Annotated in this window: 19 protein-coding genes; 13 read left to right on the top strand and 6 right to left on the bottom strand. The window is 67.6% G+C overall.

Translation table 11 applies throughout. The features are described from left to right. Positions 1-1,383: an ATP-binding protein gene (locus IHE47_RS02130; RefSeq protein WP_192103748.1), complete on the top strand. Its 1,383-nt coding sequence runs from the start codon at positions 1-3 to the stop codon at positions 1,381-1,383. Between the two features lie 161 nt (positions 1,384-1,544). On the opposite strand, the gene IHE47_RS02125 is transcribed toward IHE47_RS02130, so the two are convergent. Then, complete coding sequence (locus IHE47_RS02125) at positions 1,545-2,264, bottom strand: TetR/AcrR family transcriptional regulator (protein WP_192103745.1); 720 nt, start codon at positions 2,262-2,264, stop codon at positions 1,545-1,547. Between the two features lie 78 nt (positions 2,265-2,342). Here IHE47_RS02125 and IHE47_RS02120 point away from each other — a divergent pair, with 78 nt between their 5' ends. The 6 genes from IHE47_RS02120 (at position 2,343) to IHE47_RS02095 (ending at position 10,867) form a co-directional block, all read left to right on the top strand. After that, on the top strand, positions 2,343-3,881 hold the full coding sequence (locus IHE47_RS02120; RefSeq protein ID WP_192103743.1) for an MDR family MFS transporter: 1,539 nt from the start codon (positions 2,343-2,345) through the stop codon (positions 3,879-3,881). 98 nt (positions 3,882-3,979) lie between these two features. Next, a complete protein-coding gene (locus IHE47_RS02115; protein ID WP_192103741.1) occupies positions 3,980-4,246 on the top strand; it encodes a DUF1778 domain-containing protein in 267 nt (88 codons plus the stop codon). Beyond that, positions 4,243-4,737, top strand: coding sequence for a GNAT family N-acetyltransferase (locus tag IHE47_RS02110; RefSeq protein WP_192103739.1), 495 nt, complete (start codon positions 4,243-4,245; stop codon positions 4,735-4,737). Before IHE47_RS02115 ends, IHE47_RS02110 begins: the two co-directional genes overlap by 4 nt. Before the next feature lie 278 nt (positions 4,738-5,015). After that, positions 5,016-8,255, top strand: a complete 3,240-nt coding sequence (locus IHE47_RS02105) for an efflux RND transporter permease subunit (protein WP_192103737.1) — start codon at positions 5,016-5,018, stop codon at positions 8,253-8,255. Then, positions 8,245-9,423: an efflux RND transporter periplasmic adaptor subunit gene (locus tag IHE47_RS02100; RefSeq protein WP_192103736.1), complete on the top strand. Its 1,179-nt coding sequence runs from the start codon at positions 8,245-8,247 to the stop codon at positions 9,421-9,423. Before IHE47_RS02105 ends, IHE47_RS02100 begins: the two co-directional genes overlap by 11 nt. Then, a complete protein-coding gene (locus IHE47_RS02095) occupies positions 9,410-10,867 on the top strand; it encodes an efflux transporter outer membrane subunit (RefSeq protein WP_225561563.1) in 1,458 nt (485 codons plus the stop codon). Before IHE47_RS02100 ends, IHE47_RS02095 begins: the two co-directional genes overlap by 14 nt. A 472-nt stretch (positions 10,868-11,339) precedes the next feature. On the opposite strand, the gene IHE47_RS02090 is transcribed toward IHE47_RS02095, so the two are convergent. Then, a complete protein-coding gene (locus IHE47_RS02090) occupies positions 11,340-12,671 on the bottom strand; it encodes a hypothetical protein (protein ID WP_192103734.1) in 1,332 nt (443 codons plus the stop codon). 187 nt (positions 12,672-12,858) lie between these two features. Here IHE47_RS02090 and rnt point away from each other — a divergent pair, with 187 nt between their 5' ends. From rnt to phoU, 6 genes are all read left to right on the top strand, one after another. Then, entirely contained in the window at positions 12,859-13,524 is a 666-nt protein-coding gene (gene rnt, locus IHE47_RS02085) for a ribonuclease T (protein ID WP_192103732.1), read from the top strand. 387 nt (positions 13,525-13,911) lie between these two features. After that, positions 13,912-14,922, top strand: a complete 1,011-nt coding sequence (gene pstS / locus IHE47_RS02080) for a phosphate ABC transporter substrate-binding protein PstS (RefSeq protein WP_192103892.1) — start codon at positions 13,912-13,914, stop codon at positions 14,920-14,922. A gap of 186 nt (positions 14,923-15,108) precedes the next feature. Further along, on the top strand, positions 15,109-16,080 hold the full coding sequence (pstC, locus tag IHE47_RS02075) for a phosphate ABC transporter permease subunit PstC (protein ID WP_192103730.1): 972 nt from the start codon (positions 15,109-15,111) through the stop codon (positions 16,078-16,080). Continuing rightward, the gene (gene pstA / locus IHE47_RS02070; RefSeq protein WP_192103728.1) at positions 16,080-16,952 is read left to right on the top strand and encodes a phosphate ABC transporter permease PstA; all 873 of its coding nucleotides are present in this window, start codon (positions 16,080-16,082) and stop codon (positions 16,950-16,952) included. The genes pstC and pstA overlap by 1 nt, the downstream gene beginning before the upstream one ends. Then, positions 16,945-17,760: a phosphate ABC transporter ATP-binding protein PstB gene (pstB, locus tag IHE47_RS02065; RefSeq protein WP_192103727.1), complete on the top strand. Its 816-nt coding sequence runs from the start codon at positions 16,945-16,947 to the stop codon at positions 17,758-17,760. Before pstA ends, pstB begins: the two co-directional genes overlap by 8 nt. Positions 17,761-17,938: 178 nt before the next feature. Further along, positions 17,939-18,670, top strand: coding sequence for a phosphate signaling complex protein PhoU (phoU, locus tag IHE47_RS02060; protein WP_192103724.1), 732 nt, complete (start codon positions 17,939-17,941; stop codon positions 18,668-18,670). A 109-nt stretch (positions 18,671-18,779) separates the two neighbouring features. On the opposite strand, the gene IHE47_RS02055 is transcribed toward phoU, so the two are convergent. The 4 genes from IHE47_RS02055 to rnr are packed head-to-tail and all read right to left on the bottom strand — an operon-like array spanning position 18,780 to position 22,799. Then, complete coding sequence (locus IHE47_RS02055) at positions 18,780-19,298, bottom strand: hypothetical protein (RefSeq protein WP_192103722.1); 519 nt, start codon at positions 19,296-19,298, stop codon at positions 18,780-18,782. Next, positions 19,298-19,567: a hypothetical protein gene (locus tag IHE47_RS02050; protein WP_192103720.1), complete on the bottom strand. Its 270-nt coding sequence runs from the start codon at positions 19,565-19,567 to the stop codon at positions 19,298-19,300. Before IHE47_RS02050 ends, IHE47_RS02055 begins: the two co-directional genes overlap by 1 nt. Continuing rightward, positions 19,564-20,310 carry a 23S rRNA (guanosine(2251)-2'-O)-methyltransferase RlmB gene (rlmB, locus tag IHE47_RS02045; RefSeq protein WP_192103718.1) on the bottom strand — a complete coding sequence of 249 codons (747 nt, stop codon included), beginning with the start codon at positions 20,308-20,310 and terminating at the stop codon, positions 19,564-19,566. Before rlmB ends, IHE47_RS02050 begins: the two co-directional genes overlap by 4 nt. Beyond that, positions 20,307-22,799, bottom strand: a complete 2,493-nt coding sequence (gene rnr / locus IHE47_RS02040; protein WP_192103890.1) for a ribonuclease R — start codon at positions 22,797-22,799, stop codon at positions 20,307-20,309. Before rnr ends, rlmB begins: the two co-directional genes overlap by 4 nt. Positions 22,800-22,941: the final 142 nt, after the last annotated feature.

The raw sequence follows: 22,941 nt of genomic DNA, 5'->3' as shown, positions 1-22,941 counted from the left end.
ATGAAACCGGTCAGCCTGCGCCATCGCCTCACCTGGCTGATCATCGCGGTGATGGTGGCGGTGCTCATCCCGCTGGGCATCATCAGCTACCAGCGCGAGCGGCGCGAGATGAACGAGCTGCTCGACGGCCGCCTCGCGGAGGCCGGGCGCACGCTGGGCGTGCTGATCGAGAACAGCGACGCCGACAACCACGCCGCCATCGCCGCCGACGCCGACATCGGCCATGCCCTGATCGTCGCCGTGCACCGCCACAACTACGAACCCGACGTGGGCTTCCAGGTCTACGACCGCCAGGGCAAGCCGGTGGTCAGCACCGCCAACTTCGCCAGCCTGCCGGCACCGCGCCCCGAGCAGGCCGGCTTCGGCAGGATCACGCTGGACGGCTACCTCTGGCGCACCTTCATCCTGCGGAACCGCGCCGGCCTGCTGATCCGCATCGGCGAACGCTACGACAACCGCCTGGACATCGACCGCGGCCTGATGCTGGAACACGGCCTGCCGCTGCTGATCGGCCTGCCGCTGCTCGCCCTGCTGGCGCTGTGGGCGGTACGCCGCGGCCTGCGCCCGCTCGACGAACTCACCGGGCAACTGGCCGGGCGCACGCCCGGCAGCCGCCAGCCGGTGGCGATCGAACTGGCGCCCGAGGAAATCCGCCCGCTGATCACCACGCTCAACCACCAGCTCGAACGGCTGGAGGATGCCATCGAACGCGAGCGCCGCATGACCGCCGACGTGGCGCACGAACTGCGCACGCCACTGGCCGCCACCATGCTGCAACTGGACAGCGCCGCCATCGCCACCCGCCCCGACGACGCGCGCGCCGCGCTGTCCCATGCGCGGCAGGGCGCCTCCCGCCTGGCGCGGCGCATCGAACAGATCCTGTCGATGGCACAGCTGGAAGCCGGCGCCGCCGCCACCGAACGCTCGCCGCAGGACCTGGCCGCCATCGTCACCGGGGTGATCGAGGAGCTGGCGCCACTGATCGCCGACAAGGACATCACCCTCAGCCTGCTGCACGACGACACGCCACTGCGCGTACCAGGGCACGAGGTGGCGCTGACCGCAATGCTGCGCAACCTGGTCGAAAACGCCATGCGCTACGTGCCACAGGGCGGCCAGGTGGAAGTGGCGCTGGGCCGCACCGCGGACACCGCCATCGTCGACATCAGCGACGACGGCCCCGGCATCCCGGCCGAACACCGCGAGGCGGTATTCGAACGCTTCCGCCGCGAAACCCACGACGCCGCGGGTGGCTATGGCGTCGGCCTCAACATCGTGCGCCGCGCCGCCCAGTTGCACGACGCCCGCATCGACCTGCTCGACTCGCCGTTCGGGCATGGCCTGCGCGTGCGAGTGGAGTTCAGGCTGGAAGATACGCGCTGAGCCACGCGGCCCGCCTTTCCCTTCTCCCGCTGGGAGAAGGTGGCCCGAAGGGTCGGATGAGGGTTCGGGCGAAGCGCGTGGACAAATCTAGCAACCAACTTCAACAACACGCTACGCCCGAATCCTCGCCCCCCAACCCCTCTCCCGAAGGGAGAGGGGTTTCAGATAGCCTGCTTTCGAAGCCGGCCCGTCGGGCTGATGCCGTGCGCAAGGATGGCCACCGCGTGCCGCGCGATGTCGGCCGGCTGCAATCTGGCGCGCACCGGATCGCCCTGCCAGGCCTTGCTGGCGATCAGCGGCATGATGGTCAGGCCCTGGATCGTCATGATCACGAGCGCGGGCTCGATGTCGGGGTTGAGGCGGCCTTCGGCCTGCCAGTGCGCGATGCAGTCCACCACCGCCTGCTGGTGCAGCGAGCCGTAGCGCTGCTGGATACGCTGCCGCAGCACGCCGTTGTCGCTGAACACTTCGCGCATCCACAAGGGTGGAAACCACGGGTGCGCCGTCGCATTTTCCATGAACTCCTCGGCCAGCCGCGTGATCACGGTGACCGGGTCGCCCGCCTTGATGTCGAAGGCCTTGCCGATGGCGATGCGACGCGGCTGGATGCGTTCCTCGATCAGCACGTCAAGCAGCTGGTCGCGGGTCTGGAAGTAGTAATGCAGCATCGCCGGCGTGACGCCGGCTGCGCGCGCAATGGCCGCCAGCGGGGTTTCCACGATGCCGTGCCGGGCGAACAGCTTCAGCGCGGTGTCCAGCAGGTGCGTGCGTCGTTCCTGCCCGCTCACGGCGCCGGACGGCCGCCCGGGCCGACGCGGCGCATGGCCCGCAACTTTCCTGGATTTGCCGGCGGCCGGCTTGCCGGTACGTGGCGCTGCCATCGTGGTGTGGACTCGTTGACTGAACTCGGTGGTTCAATATATATTAACTGTATCGTTAATTAATTTCAACGGGACGCCATGAGCGCCGACGCACCCGCACTCTCCGAAGCCCCGGTCGCCGGGCACGCGCCGGTGGACACCCGCGAACACCCGCCGATACGCCTGCTGTTCTCCGCGCTGCTGCTGGTGATGCTGCTGGCCGCGCTGGACCAGACCATCGTCTCCACCGCCCTGCCCACCATCGTCGGCGAACTGGGCGGGCTGGAGAACCTGTCGTGGGTGGTCACCGCCTACCTGCTGACCTCGACCATCGTGGTGCCGCTGTACGGCAAGCTCGGCGACCTGTACGGGCGGAAGATCGTGCTGCAGGCCGCCATCGCGCTGTTCCTGCTCGGCTCCGTGCTGTGCGGACTGGCGCAGGACATGGTGCAACTGATCCTGATGCGCGCCCTGCAGGGCCTGGGTGGCGGCGGCCTGCTGGTGGTGACGATGGCGGTGATCGGCGACGTGATCCCGCCGGCCGAGCGCGGCCGTTACCAGGGCATGTTCGGCGGCATCTTCGGATTGGCGACGGTGATCGGCCCGCTGATCGGCGGCTTCCTGGTGGAACATCTCAGCTGGCGCTGGATCTTCTACATCAACCTGCCGCTGGGCATCCTCGCGCTGTCGGTCATCAGCGCGGTGTTCAAGCCGCACACCGCGCACATCAAGCACCAGATCGACTACATGGGCGCGCTGTTCATGGCGATCACGCTCACCTGCATCGTGCTGTTCACCACGCAGGGCGGCGTGACGCTGCCGTGGTCGTCGTCGCAGCTGTGGGTCACGCTGGCATTCGGCCTGATCGCGCTGGCGGGTTTCATCTACGAGGAAATGCACGCCGCCGAACCGATCATGCCGCTGCACCTGTTCAAGGAACGCACCTTCCTGTTGTGCTGCCTGGTCGGCTTCGTGATCGGCATGTCGATGTTCGGCGCCATGACCTTCCTGCCGCTGTACCTGCAGGTGGTGAAGGACTCCACGCCGTCGCAAGCCGGCATGCAGCTGCTGCCGATGATGTGCGGCCTCACCGCCAGCTCGATCGTCAGCGGCCGCGCCATCAGCCGCATCGGCCGCTACCGCATCTTCCCGATCATGGGCACGCTGGCCGCCTCGATCGCCATGGCGCTGCTGAGCACGCTGAAGAACGACACGCCGGTGGCGTACCTGTACGCATACATCTTCCTGCTCGGCACGGGCCTGGGCATGGTGATGCAGGTACTGGTGCTGGCGGTGCAGAACACCGTGCACTTCAGGCACATCGGCGTGGCGACCTCCGGCGCCACGCTGTTCCGCTCGATCGGCGGCTCGATCGGCGTGGCCGCGTTCGGCGCGATGTTCACCAATGCACTGCATGCGCGACTGGCCGACACGCTGCCGCCCGGCACGGTGCTGCCGCACTCGATGGGTCCGCAAGGCGTGCACCAGCTGCCGGACGCCGTGCGCGGCACCTATCTGCAGGCGTTTGGCGGTGCGTTGCACGGCGTCTACGCGACGGCGGCCTGCGTGATCGTGCTGGCGTTCGCGCTGACCTGGCTGCTCAAGGACGTGCCGCTGCGGAAGAAGCATGCGGGGTGAGTTCAGGCCGGTAAGTGTGCCGCCCAGACGTATTGACAACAGCCACACACAATCCCACCAATGTATATCCATTGGATACACACCCTGAGGAATCCGCCATGCGCGCCGCCGCCATCAACCTGCGCGCGCTGCCCGAGCAGCGTGACCTGATCGACCATGCCGCCAGCGTGCCGGGCAAGAATCGCTCCGACTTCATGCTCGAAGCCGCCTGCGAGCGGGCGCAACTGGTGTTGCTCGACCAGGTCCACTTCGCCCTCGACAACGACAGGTTCAAGCAGTTCGTCGAACTGCTGGATGCACCGCTGGCACCCAATCCCGGCCTTGAACGCCTGTTCGCCCTGAAGGCCCCCTGGGACAAGGCATGAAGCTCGGCCTCGCGCCGCCGCAACCGCTCACGACAGCGCACCGCCTCGACGATTTCAGTTGCGGGGAAGCCGTACTCGACGAATGGTTGAAGCGCCGGGCACTGGTCAACCAGGCCAGCGGAGCAAGCCGAACCTTTGTCGTTGCGGATGGCAATGGTCGCGTTTACGGCTACTCCGCCCTGGCGACTGGTGCCGTGGCGCACCAGCTCGCCACGGGCAATGTGCGCCGGAACATGCCGGATCCGATACCCGTGATGGTCCTGGCGCGACTGGCCATCGACCACGGCACCCAAGGCAACAAACTCGGCGGCGCACTGCTGCGCGATGCCGTCGAACGCACTGCCGTCATGGCGCGCAACGCAGACGTGCGCGCACTGCTCGTGCACGCATTGCATGAGCGCGCCAGGTCGTTCTACGAGCACTACGGGGTCCGCGTCTCGCCAGTCGATCCTTTGACCCTGATGCTGCGCCTGGATGCCCCGGGTGGTTGATGCTCCAGAGCAGGCTGATGCGCGCCCTACCGCACGGGAAAAAGCGGATCCGGCTCAGCTACGGTTGAAATCACATGGTCGCTGGATGACCAGCTTCGCTGTTGCGAAGCGCCTCCGGCCTGCACCGGAATGACGAGCAAAAACACGAACACATGCCCACCCAGGATGAACGCTTCGCCGCCACGAAGGTAGCCAAAAGGTTCGCATAAGGATGCCCTGCCAGCATGTCGCATGGCCCGGAACACCCGGGCCGCCGTCCGCCTCCCACGGAACACGACATGCTAGGCCTAGTCCGCACCGCACTCGCGCGCCCGCTCACGTTCATCGTGCTGGCCATCGTGATCCTGATCATCGGCCCGCTGGCGGCCATGCGCACGCCCACGGACATCTTCCCCAACATCGGCATCCCGGTGATCGGCGTGGTGTGGTCGTACAACGGCCTGCCGCCCGACCAGATGTCCGGCCGCGTGATCTACTACTACGAGCGCCAGCTCACCACCGCGGTCAACAACATCGAGCACATCGAGTCGCAGTCGCTGCCCGGCGCCGGCATCGTGAAGATCTTCTTCCAGCCGGGCACGGACATCCGCACCGCCACCGCCCAGGTCACCTCGATCTCGCAGACGGTGGTGAAGCAGATGCCGCCGGGCATCACGCCGCCCACCATCATCAACTACAACGCCTCCACCGTGCCGGTGCTGCAGATGGCGTTCTCCGGCAAGGGGCTGTCCGAGGCGAAGATCCGCGACATCGCGCAGAACGAGGTGCGCCCGACCCTGGTGTCGGTGAACGGCGTGGCGATCCCCACGCCCTACGGCGGCAAGCAGCGCCAGGTGACCATCGACCTCGACCCGCAGGCGCTGGCCGCCAAGGGCCTGTCGGCGCAGGACGTGGCGAACGCGCTGGCGGCGCAGAACCAGATCATCCCGGTCGGCACCGCCAAGATCGGCACCTACGAATACCACGTGCAGCTCAACAACAGCCCGACCGCGATCGACGCGCTCAACCGGCTGCCGATCCGCACGGTCAACGGCGCCACCATCACCATCGGCGACGTGGCGCACGTGCGCGACGGCTCGCCGCCGCAGAACAACATCGTGCGCGTGGACGGCGGCCGCGCGGTGCTGATGCCGATCCTGAAGACCGGCAGCGCCTCCACGCTGGCGGTGGTGGCCGGCGTCAAGAAGCTGATGCCGCTGATCAGGGAGACGATGCCGAAGTCGCTGAAGATCTCCCAGCTAGCCGACCAGTCGGTGTTCGTGAAGGACGCGGTCGCCTCGGTGGCGCGCGAGGGCATCATCGCGGCGCTGCTGACCTCGGTGATGATCCTGGTGTTCCTCGGCAGCTGGCGCTCCACGGTGATCATCGCGGTGTCGATCCCGCTGGCGGTGCTGTCGGCGATCGCCCTGCTGTCGGCCACCGGGCAGACGCTCAACGTGATGACGCTGGGCGGCCTTGCGCTGGCGGTGGGCATCCTGGTGGACGACGCCACGGTGACCATCGAGAACATCAACTGGCACCTGGAACAGGGCAAGGACGTGCGCACCGCGATCATGGACGGCGCGAAGCAGATCGTCACGCCCGCCTTCGTCTCGCTGCTGTGCATCTGCATCGTGTTCGTGCCGATGTTCATGCTCGACGGCATCGCCGGCTTCCTGTTCCGGCCGATGGCGCTGGCGGTGATCTTCGCGATGGCGTCGTCGTTCGTGCTGTCGCGCACCCTGGTGCCGACGCTGGCGATGTACCTGCTGAAGTCGTACCACACCGAACACGGCATCGGCGACCACCCCGAAGACCCGTACATCAACCACCACGAGGGCGACCAGCACCGCCAGCGCGGCCACGGCGCGCTGGTGCGCAGGCTGGTGACGTTCCAGCAGAAGTTCGAGCACGGCTTCACCCGCGTGCGCGACCTCTACTACGCGCTGCTGGCGACGGCGCTGAAACTGCGCTGGGTGTTCGTGGGCGGCTTCCTGGCCTTCGTGCTGGCCTCGTTCGCGCTGGTGCCGTTCCTCGGCCGCGACTTCTTCCCCGCGGTGGACGCGGGCGCCATCGCGCTGCACGTGCGCGCGCCGATGGGCACGCGCATCGAGGAGACCGCCGCCGAGTTCGACCACATCGAGGCCGCGATCCGCAAGGTCATCCCGCCGGACCAGCTGAAGACGATGATCGACAACATCGGCCTGCCGCTGTCCAACACCAACCTGATCTACAGCAACACCGGCTCGATCGGCCCACAGGACGGCGACATCCAGATCGTGCTCGGCGGGAACCACGCGCCCACCGACGACTACGTGGCGAAACTGCGCAGGCTGCTGCCGCAGGAGTTCCCCGGCACCACGTTCTCCTTCCTGCCGGCGGACATGACCAGCCAGATCCTCAACTTCGGCGCGCCGGCCCCGCTGGACATCACCGTCACCGGCCGCGACAGCGCCGCGAACGAGGCCTATGCGACCCGCATCATGCGCAAGCTGCGCGACATCCCGGGCATCGCCGACGTGCGCGTGCAGCAGAGCACCAGCTACCCGCAGATCAACGTCGACGTGAACCGTACCCGCGCCGACACGCTGGGCATCACCGAACGCGACGTCACCAACAGCATGGTCGCCTCGCTGGCCGGCTCCAGCCAGGTGGCGCCGGTGTTCTGGCTCGACCCGCACAACGGCGTGTCCTACGCGGTGGTCGCCTCCACGCCGCAGTACAAGATGGACTCGATGGCCGACCTGCTGCGCCTGCCGGTGACCGCCACCGCCGGCAAGGGCAGCCAGGTGCTGAGCAACATCGCCATGCTCACCCGCGGCCCCAGCGCGGCGGTGGTGTCGCACTACAACATCCTGCCCACCTTCGACATCTACGCCTCGGTGCAGGGCCGCGACCTCGGCGGCGTCGCCGGCGACGTGCAGAAGGTGCTCGACCAGTTCGCCGGCAGCCGCCCCAAGGGCACGCTGGTCACGCTGCGCGGCCAGGTGCAGACGATGGACACGGCGTTCGGCGGCCTGCTGTTCGGCCTGCTCGGCGCGATCGTGATGATCTACCTGCTGATCGTGGTGAACTTCCAGTCCTGGCTCGACCCGTTCGTCATCATCACCGCCCTGCCCTCCGCGCTGGCCGGCATCGTGTGGATCCTGTTCGTTACCCACACCACGCTGTCGGTGCCCGCGCTGACCGGCGCCATCCTGTGCATGGGCGTGGCCACCGCCAACTCCATCCTGGTGGTGAGCTTCTGCCGCGAGCGCCTGGCCGAACACGGCGACGCGTTGAAGGCCGCGCTGGAAGCGGGCTTCACCCGCTTCCGCCCGGTCTGCATGACCGCGCTGGCGATGGTCATCGGCTTCCTGCCGATGTCGCTGGGCCACGAACAGAACTCGCCGCTGGGCATCGCCGCGATCGGCGGCCTGATGTTCGCCACCTGTTCCACGCTGGTGTTCGTCCCGGTGATCTTCAGCATCGTCCACGGGCGTGATCAGCACGCGCCCTCCGCCGTTCCGCAGTTCGGAGAAGCTTCCCATGTCGCATGAACACGCCCCGCCGGCGAACCCGCGCACGCTGCGCCTGCGCCCGGCGGTGACCGGCCTGCTGGTGGTCGCCGCCATTGCCGCCGCGATCGGCCTGCTGGTGCGCGCGCACGGCTACCACCAGCTGGTCGCGCAGACCGATGCCGAGGCGATCCCCACCGTGGCGCTGGCCGCCCCGCTCGGCGCAGTCGGCAAGCACACGATGACCCTGCCCGGCCACATCGACGCGTGGATCGACTCGCCCATCCACGCGCAGGTCTCCGGCTACGTGAAAAGCTGGAGCAAGGACATCGGCAGCCACGTCGAGGCCGGCGAAACGCTGGCGGTGATCGACACGCCCGAGCTCGACCAGCAGTACGAGCAGGCCAAGGCCGTGCTGGCGCGTGCGCAGGCCAACGCGCAACTCGCCAGGGTGACCAGCCAGCGCTGGCAGCACCTGCTCGCCTCCAACTCGGTGTCCAAGCAGGAGACCGACGAGAAGGCCAGCGAGGCGGCGGTGGCCGAGGCCAACGTGCTGTCCGCCAAGGCAGACGTGGACCGCCTCGCCGCGCAGGAGGCGTTCCGCAACGTCACCGCGCCGTTCGCCGGCACGGTCACCGCGCGCAACACCGACATCGGCGACCTGGTCACCGCCGACAACCAGTCCGCGCTGCCGCTGTTCACCGTCGCCGACACGCGCCGGATGCGCCTGTACGTGGCGGTGCCGCAGCGCTACGCGTCCTCCATCCGTCCCGGCATGACCGTCTCGCTGACCGTGCCGGACCACCCGGGCAAGATCTACCAGGGCACCCTGATCGGCTCGTCCGATGCGGTGAGCCAGGCCTCCGGTTCGCTGCTGGCGCAGTTCGAGGTGGCCAACGACAACGGCACCCTGCTGCCCGGCGACTACGCCGACGTGCAGCTGCCGCTGACCGCCAGCCAGGCCATCACCAGCGTGCCTTCCACCGTGCTGATCTTCCGTGCGCAGGGCCCGCAGATCGCCGTGCTCGGACCCGGCGACAAGGTGGTGCTGCGCGATGTGCACATCGCGATGGACCTGGGCGGCGTGCTGGAAATCGACCGCGGCCTGCAGCCCGGCGACCGCATCATCGACAACCCGCCCGATTCGCTGGCCGCCGGCGACACCGTGCGCGTGGCATCCGGCAAGGAGTCGTCGCATGGCGACGAATGAAGCCCTGCGCCGCATGCGACCGGCGGCGCTGGCGCTGGCGTTCGCCGGCCTGCTGGCCGGCTGTTCGCTGGCCCCCGTCTACAAGGCGCCGGCGGTACCGGTGCCCGCCGCCTACAAGGAAGGCACCGGCCTGTGGACGCACGCCGCGCCCGCGGACATCGGCCCGCGCGGCGACTGGTGGACGATGTTCCACGACCCGGAACTGGACAAGCTCGAACAGTCGCTCGATGCGAACAGCCCGTCGCTCGCCATCGCGCTGGCCCGTTACGAACGCGCCAGTGCGTTCGAGGACGAGGCGCGCGCGGGGTTGTTCCCGCACCTCGGTGTCGGCGGCAGCGCAAGCGACGACCGCCAGTCGGACAACCGCCCGCTGCGCGGCTCCAACCAGCCGAACGAATACGACGACGACAGCGCGCAATTCGGCGCCGGCTACGAATTCGACCTGTGGGGCCGCATCCGCAACGAAGTCGCCGCCGGCCACGCGCAGGCGCAGGCTGCGCAGGCGGACCTGGCCTCGGCCAGGCTCAGCCTGGAGGCGCAGCTCGCCAACGAATACATCCAGCTGCGCGGCTACGACTACCAGGAACAGATCCTCGACAGCTCGCTGCAGGCCTACCAGCAGGGCCTGACCCTCACCCGGAACCGCATGGAAGGCGGCATCGCCTCCGGCCTGTCGGTGGCGCGCGCGCAGAACCAGTTGTCCGACGCGCATGCCCAGATCGACGAGGTGGCCGCCCAGCGCGCGCTGACCGAGCACGCCATCGCCACCCTGGTCGGCGTGCCCGCATCCAGCTTCGCGCTGCCCGCCTCGCAGCAGAAGATACGCGCGCCGACCATTCCCGCCTCGGTGCCCTCCACCCTGTTGCAGCGCCGCCCCGACATCGCCGCCGCCGAGCGGCGCACCTTCGCCGCCAACGCCGGCATCGGCGTGGCGCGCGCGGCGTTCTTCCCCGACGTCGGCATCTCGGGCATGTACGGCTGGCAGGACACCGGCGAAGGCAACCTGCTCTCCTTCGGCAACCGCACCTGGGCGCTGGGCCCGTTCGTCTCCCTGCCGCTGTTCGACGGCGGCCTGCGCCGCGCACGCGCACGCCAGGCCCATGCCGAGTTCGATGAGGCTTCCGCGCAATACCGCCTGACCGTGCTGGATGCCTTCGAGCAGGTGGAGGACAACCTCGCGCTGTTCACCCGCCTCACCCACGAGGCGCGCGACGAGGACGCCGCCGCCAGCTCGGCCCAGGCCGCCCAGCAGATCGCCACCAACCGCTACACCGAGGGCATCATCAACTACCTCGACGTGGTCACCGCGCAGACCGCCTACCTCACCGCCGAACGCGCCGCGCAACAGGTGCGCACGCGGCGCTTGCAGGCCAGCGTCGCGCTGGTGCGCGCGCTCGGTGGCGGCTGGGATACGGCCATGCTGAAGAAGCCACCCGTGAAGTGATGCTTCGCCTTCTTACGCTGTCGGGAGCAAGGCGCTTTGCTTTGCCTGTTGCTTCTGTGCGCTGGGAGTGCGCTGCCCTTCGGGGCCCCTATGCGGCGGTGAGGCGTGGACGATCAGGCCGCGCAGCGGGCGTTGCCATGGAAGGCAACGCCTTTTCGACCGGGCAGGAGCCCGGCCGAAAAGCCCGGCCGCGCCTCACGGACTCGGAGGGCAGGATGCCCGGAGAGCGCTGCATCGGGGTGGCCTCTCTTTTACTCCAGGCATCCTGCCTTCCGCTCTTCGAGCCGGCTTTGCCGTTCACGCGCGTTCCTGACGCGCGTGTGGTTACTTTTCTCTGGCCACGCAGAGAAAAGTAACTCGGGCCGCGGCAGCGGCTCGAAACCGCATTGAAACTCCCGACAGCAAAAAAGCAAACGGCGGGCATCATGCCCGCCGTTTTCCGTCCATGGGTCGAACTCCCTTGCGATAACCGTCAGAACTTGTACGTCAGCATCACGCGGTTGTAGGTGAACGGCTTGTTGCCCGGGTTGAGGTTGTTCAGGCCGCCCACGGACTTTTCCCAGCGGTCGCGGATCTGCAGGCCCTTGAGGTAGCCGTCGAAGTTGTAGATGACGTCGAAGTAGGTGTCGTGGAAGTCACCGTTCAGGTCGGTGGTGTAGCGCGCGTACGAGCCCACCAGCTGCAGCTTGTTGTCGAAGAAGCCGTAGGTCATCTTGGCCTTCCACGCGGAACCCGGGCCGGCTTCCACCAGGCCGCGGATCATCGAGGAGGTGTACAGCGGGTCGGTGGCGTAGCTGGCGGTGAACGGCGAGATGATGCTGCCGTCGCCCACCGAGCCGTTCTGCTGGTCGACCTTGTTGTAGTACACGTCGAAGCGGCCGTTCGGGATGATCACGCCGAGGTCGGCGCCCCACACGTCGCTGCGCACGTTATGGCCGGCGACGCCGTTGATCTTGAGCTGGTTCGCCACCAGCACGTTGTCCGAGCCACCGCCGTTCTCGGTCAGGCCCTGCAGGCCGATCACCGGGTCGAAGCCGGTGCCGGTCTTAAAGACGTAGCTGCCGTCGGCATAGGCCATGTTGGTGAAGTCGAGGAAGTCGTAGTACCAGCCCTGCACCTTCAGGCCGCCGCTGGCATAGGTGGTGCCCAGCACCCACGTGCCGCTGGTCTGCTTCGCGGTGAGCGGCAGGCCCTGGTTGCCGCCGTACAGGGTGTCGCCTTGGTAGTTGTTCGGGTAGTAGTTGTTGTCGTCGAAGTAGTCGCTGGAGGTGCGGCTCTTGTAGCTCAGTTCGCGGATGCCGATGATGTCCCAGCCCTTCACCGGCGTCAGGTCGACGGTCAGCGCCTCATAGGAGTTCGGCAGCAGGCGGCCGTCGCTGTTGCCCATCCACGGCGTGTTGAGGTACTGGTCGCCGGCGCGCAGCGTGACCCAGTCGTTCTTGTACTGCAGGTAGGCCTGGCCCAGCGCGGTCAGCGAGTCGCTCGCGCCCATCAGGGTGGTGTCGACCCGCTTCGGGTTGTTCGACAGCGAACCCAGCGAGTTCGCGCTGATCAGCGACACGCCGGCGCTGAAGCCGTCCAGCGAACCGGTCTGCGCGTTGAGCAGGATCGAGCCGCCGAAGGCATGCGCGCTCGGCTTCGCCGCCGTCTCGTAGTCGTAGCTGCGGTTGAAGTCGTAGACGCGCAGTTCGCCGTTGACCGTGCCCTGCGAGAAGATGTCGCTGAGGGCATCCTGGGCGTGCGCGCCAGTGCTCAGGGTGCCGAGCACGCCGGCGACGGCGAGGACGATGAGGGTATTGCGCATGGGTGAGCTCCGCCTGTGTTTGTGGTTGGCCGGCGGCACAACCTGCATGGTGCACGCCGGATCGTCTTTTGCGATCGGCCGCCAGCTTGGGCGAGCCCTGTTGCAGCTCTTCGTCATTTATGTGACGGAACAATGACAGGGCGCGTGCCCGGAGCAACGGAAGGGACGCATTGGTTATGATGTGCGGATGCCCACGCCACTCCGATCCTCATCCAGCGCGGACCGCATGGCCGAGCGTTTCCGCGGCTTCCTCCCGGTGGTCGTGGACGTGGAAACCGGCGGTTTCGACGCCGAACGCGACGCCCTGCTGGAAATCGCCGCGGTTGCCGTAGGCATGGACGCGCAGGGCTTCGTGCATCCGATGCCCGCCGTGCATGCCCACGTGCACCCCTTCCCCGGCGCCAACCTCGACCCGCGCGCGCTGGAAGTCACCGGCATCGACCCGGGCAACCCGCTGCGCGGCGCGCTGGACGAGCAACTGGCGCTGGAACACGTATTCAAGGCGGTGCGTGCCGCGGTGCGCGACGCCGACTGCCAGCGCGCGATCCTGGTCGGCCACAACGCCGCGTTCGACCTGGGCTTCGTCAACGCCGCGGTGCGCCGCACCGGCAACAAGCGCAATCCGTTCCATCCCTTCAGCTGCTTCGACACCGCCACGCTGGGCGGCCTCGCCTACGGCCAGACCGTGCTGGGCAAGGCGGTCTCGGCCTCGGGCCGCAGCTTCGACACGCGCGAGGCGCATTCGGCGATCTACGACGCCGAGACCACCGCCACGCTGTTCTGCGACATCGTCAACCGCTGGCGCCGGCTGGAAACGCTGGAGCGCGAGCAGGCCGGCATGGACCTGGCCTGAGCGCCTGCCCAAAGTCCCCCCGCAACTCGCGTTGCTTGCCGTGGCCGTCAGGTGGCCGTGCGAGGTACAAGGCCTGCCCGGCAGTAGGTCGAGCCACGGGCTGCCGCATGCCGGCCATGGCAAGGCGCCCTTCCCAGCTCCTCGAAACCGGGTCCATCCATGGACTCGCCCCGCGTGCCCTCGCCCTTCCCTGGCCTGCGCGCAGACGGCTCCCGGCGCGGGCCAAGGGGAAGCTTTGGACAGGTCCGGACGCCTTCCGGGCCGGATTGTCATCCGGCTGCAACATTCATCTCATTTCATTGCAACACGCCGACGCTGCAATGGCGGGCAACCGGGCATCCGCCCCGTGCACCAAGGAGCCTCAACGTGTTCACCTCCTCCCGTTCCATGTTCCGCCTCGGCGCCATCGCCTTCGCCGCCGCCTGTGCGCTGGGCAGCCTGTCCGCGCAAGCCACCGACATCACCGGCGCCGGCTCCAGCTTCGTGTACCCGGTGATCTCGAAGTGGTCGGCCGCCTACGCCGAGAAGACCGGCAACCGCGTCAACTACCAGTCGATCGGCTCGGGCGGCGGCATCGCCCAGATCAAGGCCGGCACGGTGGACTTCGGCGCCAGCGACATGCCGCTGGACGAGACCACGCTGGGCCAGTTCGGCCTGGCCCAGTTCCCCGACGTGATCGGCGGCATCGTGCCGGCGTTCAACGTCACCGGCGTCGCCCCCGGCAAGCTGGTGCTGGACGGCAAGACGCTGGCGGGGATCTTCCTCGGCACCGTCAGCAAGTGGAACGACCCGGCGATCGCCGCGCTGAACCCGGGCGTGAAGCTGCCCGACGCGAAGATCACCGTGGTGCACCGCTCGGACGGTTCGGGCACCACCTTCAACTTCAGTGACTACCTGTCCAAGGTCGACGCCACCTGGAAGACCAAGGTCGGCGAAGGCACCGCGGTGAACTGGCCGACCGGCATCGGCGGCAAGGGCAACGAGGGTGTCTCGGCCTACATCCGCCAGATCCCCAACTCGATCGGCTACGTGGAATACGCCTACGCGCTGAAGAACAACATCGGCTACGCGGTGATGAAGAACGCCGCCGGCAAGGTGGTGAAGCCGAACACGGCCAGCTTCCAGGCCGCCGCCGCCACCGCCGACTGGGCCAGCGCGAAGGACTTCAACCTGCTGATGACCAACGCGCCGGGCGCCGAGGCGTGGCCGATCACCGCCACCTCGTGGGTGATCGTGTACAAGCAGCCGAAGAACGCCGCCAACGGCAAGGTCATCCTCGACTTCTTCAAGTGGTCCTACGCGAACGGCCAGGACGCCGCCCGCTCGCTGGACTACGTGCCGCTGCCCGCCAACCTGGTCAGCCAGATCGAGAGCTACTGGACGACCGAGATCAAGTAACGCACGCTTGAAGCCCCTCTCCCGCCTGCGGGAGAGGGGTTGGGGAGAGGGCTCGGGCGAAGCGTGTCACTGGATCCGACCGCAAGCATTCCACCCCGTACTTCGACCGAACCCTCATCCGGCCCTTCGGGCCACCTTCTCCCGAAGGGAGAAGGGAAAGAGCAGCCGCCTCGCCGCGAATACTTCATGCCATCGACTCCCATCACCAACCTCGCCACCGACGCCGAGCAGCGCAGCCGCCGCGACGCGCGCCACGACGCCTGGTTCCGCACGCTGCTGAAGTGCTGCGCCCTGCTGGTGCTGGCGACCCTGCTCGGCGCCGCGCTGTCCACGCTGTGGGGCGGGCGCGAGGTGTTGTTCAAGGATGGCTTCCATTTCCTCACCAGCGACAGCTGGAACCCGGTCACCGACGACTACGGCGCGCTGGCGCCGATCTTCGGCACCCTGGTCACCTCGCTGATCGCGCTGGTGCTGGCGGTGCCGGTGAGTTTCGGCATCGCCCTGTTCCTCACCGAGATCGCGCCCAACTGGTTGCGCGGCCCGGTCGCCACCGCCATCGAACTGCTGGCCAGCATCCCGTCGATCATCTACGGCATGTGGGGCCTGTTCGTGTTCGTGCCGTTCATGGCCAGCATCGAACCGGCGCTCAGCGACACGCTGGGCAAGCTGCCGCTGGTCGGCAACCTGTTCCAGGGCCCGCCGATGGGCCTGGGCCTGCTCACCGCGGGCATCGTGCTGGCGGTGATGATCCTGCCCTTCATCTGCTCGGTGATGCGCGAGGTGTTCCAGACCGTGCCCACGCGGCTCAAGGAATCCTCCTACGCGCTGGGTTCGACCACCTGGGAAGTGGTGTGGGACATCGTGCTGCCGTATACGCGCTCGGCGGTGATCGGCGGCATCTTCCTCGGCCTCGGCCGCGCGCTGGGCGAGACGATGGCGGTGACCTTCGTGCTCGGCAACGCCTACGACCTCAGCGGCTCGCTGCTGATGCCGGGCACCTCGATCTCCTCCTCCATCGCCAACGAGTTCAATGAGGCGGTGGGCACGCACCGCTCGGCGCTGATCGCGCTGGGCTTCCTGCTGTTCGTGGTGACCTTCATCGTGCTGCTGATCGCGCGCCTGATGCTGCGCCGCCTGTCGCGCAAGGAGGGCAACTGATGACCGCCTCCTCCGTCTACCTGCGTCGTCGCATCGTCAACGTGGTGGCGCTGGTGGCCAGCGCCTGCGCCACCCTGCTCGGCCTGGTGTTCCTCGCGTGGATCCTGTGGACCACGCTGAAGAGCGGCCTCGGCGCGATCACCCCGCACCTGTTCACCCGGATCACCGCCTACGCCGACCAGGGCGGCCTGTCCAACGCCATCGTGGGCAGCCTGATCATGGACGTGATGGCGCTGCTGATCTGCGCACCGATCGGCGTGCTCGCCGGCACCTTCCTCGCCGAATACGCCAACCGCACCCGGCTCGGCGCCACCATCCGCTTCCTCAACGACATCCTGCTGTCGGCGCCGTCGATCGTGCTCGGCCTGTTCGTCTACGTGATCGTGGTGCTGCCGATGTCCAGCCTTACCAACGGCTCGGTGTCGTTCTCCGGCTTTGCCGGCTCGGTGGCGCTGGCGCTGATCGGCCTGCCGGTGATCGTGCGCACCACCGACGAGATGCTGCAACTGGTGCCGGGCACGTTGCGCGAGGCCACGCTGTCGCTGGGCATCCCGCAGTGGAAGATGACCATCCAGGTGCTGATGCGCGCAGCCACTTCCGGCATCGTCACCGGCGTGCTGCTGGCGCTGGCGCGCCTGGCGGGCGAAACCGCGCCGCTGCTGTTCACCGCCTTCGGCAACAACTTCATGACCGTGCATCCGCTGGACAAGATGGAAAGCCTGCCGGTGGCGATCTACCAGTACACCAACGACCCCAGCCCCGACCTGCACGCCATCGCCTGGGCCGGCGCGCTGCTGATCACGCTGTTCGTGCTTGCGCTCAGCCTGCTGACCCGAATGCTGTTCTCCCGCCACAAGGTGCGTTATGACTGACCTCGCCGCGAGTGCCGCGAACGCCACGGCGAACACCGCCGCGGCTTCCGCCACGCGTACCAAGATCGCGGTGCGCGACCTGCACTTCTACTACAACGGTGCCCATGCGCTGAAGGGCATCGCGATGGACATCCCGGAGAAGCAGGTCACCGCGATCATCGGCCCCTCCGGCTGCGGCAAGTCCACCCTGCTGCGCATCTTCAACCGCATCTACGCGATCTACCCGAAGCTGGAAGCCAAGGGCGAGGTGATGCTGGACGGCGAGAACATCCTCGACCCGAAGTACTCGATGAACCGCCTGCGCAGCAAGGTCGGCATGGTGTTCCAGAAGCCGGTGCCGTTCCCGATGACCATCTTCGAGAACGTGGCCTACGGCATCCGCCACCACGAGAAGCTCGGCAAGGCCGAGATGGCCGAACGCGTGGAGCAGGCGTTGCGCCGCGCCGCGCTGTGGGACGAGGTGAAGGACAAGCTCAACAAGAGCGCGCTCGGCCTCTCCGGCGGCCAGCAGCAACGCCTGTGCATCGCGCGCGGTATCGCGCTGAAGCCCGAGGTACTGCTGCTGGACGAACCCACTTCGGCACTCGACCCCATCGCCACCGGCCGCATCGAGCAGCTGGTGGAGGAACTCAAGCGCGACTACACCATCGTGATCGTCACCCACAACATGCAGCAGGCCGCGCGCGTCTCCGACCGCACCGCCTTCATGTACATGGGCGACCTGATCGAGTTCGACGTCACCGAGAAGATCTTCACCAAGCCCTCGAAGAAGCAGACCGAGGACTACATCACCGGGCGGTTCGGCTGATCCACTGAAGCCCCTCTCCCGCTCGCGGACGCGGAGAAGGGCCATGGATGGCCCTGCTCTGAGGAGCGAGGAAGAGGGGTTGGGGAGAGGGCATGCTTTCCGCTCCGCCCGCTCCCTCTCCCGCCCTTCGGGCACCCTCTCCCGCAAGCGGGAGAGGGGAACAAGACACGAGGCAACCATGAGCACTGGCAAAGAACACATCATCAAGAGCTACGACGACGAATTGGCACGCCTCACCGGCGAGCTGGTGCGCATGGGCGAGCTGGCGGTGAGCCAGCTGGAAGCCGCCATCGACGTGGTGGAGCGCCGCGACGAGCGCGCCGCCCAGCACGTGGTCGGCAACGACGACGCCATCGACCAGCTGGAGCAGGAAATCAGCCACGACGTGGTGCGCCTGCTCGCGCTGCGCGCGCCGATGGCCGGCGACCTGCGCAACGTGTTCGCCGCGCTGCGCATCGCCGCCGACATCGAGCGCATCGGCGACTACGCCGCGAACGTGGCCAAACGCTCCATCCCGCTGTCGATGGCCGCGCCGATCAACCCCACCAGCGGCCTCGCCCACCTCGCCGAACTCGCCGCCGCCGAAGTGCGCGAAGTGCTGCAGGCCTACCGCGACCGCGACGCCGAGCGCGCCTACCAGGTGTGGAAGGACGACGTGGAACTGGACGACGCCTACACCGGCTACTTCCGCCAGCTGCTCACCTACATGATGGAAGACCCGCGCAACATCACGCCGTGCACGCACCTGCTGTTCATGGCCAAGAACATCGAGCGCATCGGCGACCACGCCACCAACATCGCCGAGAACGTGTGGTACCAGGTCACCGGCGAACCGCTCACCGCCCAGCGCAACAAGCGCGACCTCACGGCGAACCCGGAGATGCCCAAGCTGGGCGATCGCGGGGACTGAGGCCCGGCAACGCTTCGCGCCGCCCGCATTGTTTGTAGGAGCGCACCCTGTGCGCGACTGCCTTGGTGCTTGATCGAAGCCAAAGGCATTCGCGCACAGGGTGCGCTCCTTACGGTGTTTCGTCCGGGGAATCCGGAAAAGTCGAACTGCTGGGCAAGCGTGCGAAACCACGCCATGCCAACCAGAATGACAAGCCACCGAGTGCGCCAAACGCACCCATAAACCCCGTCGCGCCTATCCAATGCAGCCATAGGTCGGCCGTGGTTTCGTACACCATCCTTCCATCCTTCAGATGGCCTGATGGCTCCCTTGCAGAACGCAGGAGCGGCAAGGTGAATAGCCCGATGGGAATCGCGCCAATCAGGAATCCAGCCACGGCTGATTTGATCCATGTAATGACGCGGCGGGACGTTCGTATGACAAGAAAGGAAGGAACGCCCAGTAGCACGACGTGAGCGGAGGTGAAATACACCACCAGGATCGTGAAGTTGCGCAAGCGCAACCAGGCATATGGATCACCCGAAGGCGGCTCCGACAGAAAATCCCAGCCAACCACCAGCACCGTCGGAACAAGTATCGCGAAGGCGGATGCGATCAGAACCGCAATCGCGGAGCGCCACGATTTCATCAATCGTTTCCCTGTCCTGTTCGCCGCAACTGCACCCCGCGCGCGATGCCGTAGACGCCGATGGCGATCCACGCCACCTCGAGCAGGAACGCCGACCAGTTGAAGCTGCCGAACGTCAGCGACAACAGCACGCCGAACGCGCCGAGGATGTTCATCAGCTGGTAGGCCAGCCTGTTGCCGTGCAGCTTGCGGGCCTGCAGCAGGAAGTACGCCAGCAGCACCAGCAGCACGCCGGCGTAGCCGGCCCAGTCGTACCAGTGGAAGGTCATCGCGGTGCGCTCCGCTGCCGCAGGGCCTCGAACAGCACGACGCCGGTGGCCACGGAAACGTTGAGGCTTTCCATCGCGCCCGGCATCGGGATCTTCGCCGTGAAATCGCAGGTCTCGCGGGTGAGCCGGCGCAGGCCCTCGCCCTCGCTGCCCATCACCAGCGCCACCGGCCCCTTGAGGTCGATGCCGTAGATCGACTGGTCGGTGTCGCCGGCCAGGCCGGTGATCCACACGCCGGCGTCCTTCAGTACGCGCAGCGTGCGCGCGAGGTTGGTCACCGCGATCAGCGGCACGCGGTCCGCACCGCCCGCCGAGGCGCGACGCACCACCGGGGTGAGGCCGACGGCGCGATCCTTGGGCACGATCACCGCGGTGGCATTGGCCGCCGCCGCGCTGCGCAGGCAGGCGCCGAGGTTGTGCGGGTCGGTGACGCCATCCAGCACCAGTACCAGCGCCGCGCTGCCCGCCTGCTCCAGCAACTCCGGCAGGTCGCCTTCTGTCGCCATCGCAGGCGCTTCGTACAACGCGGCCACGCCCTGGTGGCGCGCTTCGCCGGCGAGCTTGTCGAGCTGCTCGCGCGGGCGATGGTGCACCGGGATCTTCAGTGCTTTCGCGCGCTCGGCCAGTTCATGCACGCGCGGGTTGCGCTGGCCGCTTTCGACCAGCAGTTCGCATACGCGCGCCGCATCGTTGTTCAGTGCGCCATCGACCGGGTTGATGCCGACGATCCAGTGTTCGTTCATTTCCTGCCTTTCGGTTTCGGTGGTCGCGCGGCCGGTTTCCCGGCGGCGCGCGGCGCTTTCTGCGCGCCCTTGGGCGACTTGCCGGCGGCCTTCGCCACGGCGGCCTGCCCTGCCGGCTTGCGCGAACGCGTGGCGGCGGGCGGCGGATTATCGCGCGATGGCGGCGCGTCGGGGGATGCCGGTTGCGCGCGCCGGCCGAACATGCGACCGATCGCCTGCGCCGCCTTGCCAACCATGCCCGGCGCCTTGTTGCCCGGCAGCGAATAGCGCTCGCCCGTCGCGGCGTAGTCATAGGCCCGCGTCACGCGCGTGGGCGGTGTGACGGAAGCGCGCGGAGCGGCCAGGCGGAAGTCGATCTTGCGATCCTCCAGGCTGGCGCGCAGCACCTGCACGCGCACGTGGTCGCCGAGGCGGAACTGCGCGCCGGTACGTTCGCCCTTCAGCAGGTGGCGCTGCGGGTCGAAATGGTAGTAGTCGTTGCTGAGCTGGCTGATGTGCACCAGGCCGGATACCTTGGACTCGTCCAGCTCCACGAACAGGCCGAACGAGGTGACGCCGGTGACCACGCCCGCGAATTCCTCGCCCACATGCTTGGCCATCCACGCGCACTTGTAGCGCTCGTCGACGTCGCGCTCGGCCTCCTCGGCACGGCGCTCGCGCTGGGAGCAGTGCACCGCCATCGTGGCCATCTGCGCCGGCGTGTACTCGTAGCCGGCCGGCTTGCCGCCGGTGAGCGCGTAGCGGATCGCGCGATGCACCAGCAGGTCCGGATAGCGGCGGATCGGCGAGGTGAAGTGCGCGTAGGCCGACAGTGCCAGGCCGAAGTGGCCGCGGTTGTCCGGCTGGTACGCGGCCATGCTCTGCGCGCGCAGCAGCACGCTCTGGATCAGCTCGCGTTCGGGCCGCTCCTGCACCAGCCGCAGCACGTCGGCGAAATCGGCAGGCGTCACCTCCTCCACCGGCGGCATGCGCAGCTTGAACTCGCGCAGGAACTGCTGCAGGTCCTCGTACTTCTCCGCCGGCGGCGGCTCGTGCGCACGGAATAGTGCGGGGATCTTCTTCTTTTCCAGGAACAGCGCCGCCTGCACGTTGGCGGCAATCATGCATTCCTCGATCAGCTTGTGCGCGTCGTTGCGCTGCGTGGCGCCTGCCGACTCCACCTCGCCACGCTGGTCGAGGCGGAACTTCACCTCTGGCGTCTCGAAGTCGATCGCGCCGCGCTGCTTGCGTTGCGCGGCCATCGCCTTGTACAGCGCATGCAGGTGCTCCAGCTGTGGCAACACATCACGCACTGCGTCGAGGGCGCCGGCTTCGCGCAAGCCCACTGCCTGCCACACCTGGTCGTAGGTGAGCCGCGCGTGCGAGCGCATCACCGCCGGGTAGAACTTCGACTTCACCACCGCGCCGTCGGCGTCGACCACCATGTCGCAGACCATGCACAGCCGTTCCACCTTCGGGTTGAGCGAGCAGATGCCGTTGGACAGCGTCTCCGGCAACATCGGCACCACGAAGCCGGGGAAATAGGTGGACGTGCTGCGCTCGTAGGCCTCCTTGTCCAGCGCGCTGCCCACCGGCACGTAGTGCGACACGTCGGCGATCGCCACCACCAGCCGCCAGCCGCCGCCGCGCTTCGGCTCGGCGTACACGGCGTCGTCGAAATCGCGCGCGTCGGCGCCGTCGATGGTCACCAGCGGCAGCTTGCGCAGGTCGACGCGGCCTTCGCGCTCGGCGGCGGTGACCTCGGGTTCCACCTCGGCCGCATCGCGCAGCACTTCGGGCGGCCAGTCGTGCGGCAGGTCGTGGCTGGCGATCGCCATCTCGATCAGCAACGAGGGCTGCAGGCGTTCGCCCAGCACGGCGCGGATCGCACCCAGCGGGCCGCGGTGCGGCGTGGGCGGATCGGTGATCTCGGCCACCACGATCTGCCCGGCGCGCGCGCCCTGCGTCTCGCCGGGCGGGATCATCACGTCCTGATGCAGGCGGCGGTCGTCCGGCGCCACCAGGGTCACGCCGTTCTCGACTACCACACGGCCCACCAGCCGCGGCGAACGGCGTTGCAGCACCTCGGCGATCGCGCCCTGGCGACGGCCGCGCCGGTCCACGCCCACCACACTGGCCAGCACGCGATCGCCGTGCAGCACGCTGCGCATCTGCTGCGGGGAAAGATAGAGGTCCTCGCCGCCTTCGTCGGGGCGCAGGAAACCGTAACCTTCGGCATTCGCCAGCACCACGCCGGGGATCAGGTCGAGTTTCTTCGCCGGCGCGTAGCCGCCGCGGCGGCCCAGCAACAACTGGCCGTCGCGCACCATCGCGCCGAGGCGCTTGTGCAGCGCAAACAGGTCGTCGGATTCGTGCAGCGCCAGCGCTTCGGCGATGCGCGCTTCGGTGAGCAGTTCACCGCGGTCTTCCAACAGGGCGAGGATGGCCTCGCGGCTGGGGATGGGGCGCTCGTAGCGCTGCGCCTCGCGTTCGGCCTGCGGATCGCGCATGGCGCCCTTGCGCTTGCCGGCTGCTGGTTTCGCGCTCGCGCGCTGGTCTTGCATGTTCTTGTTGTTCTTCTTGGTCACGAAATTACCTTGTATGGATGGCTGCGCCTTGGAGACGGCGCAGCCGAAAGATGGAACGCGTCAA

This window comes from Rhodanobacter sp. DHB23 (assembly GCF_014842975.1).
Classification (GTDB): Bacteria; Pseudomonadota; Gammaproteobacteria; order Xanthomonadales; family Rhodanobacteraceae; genus Rhodanobacter_A.
This window is presented reverse-complemented; position numbering and strand designations above follow the sequence as displayed.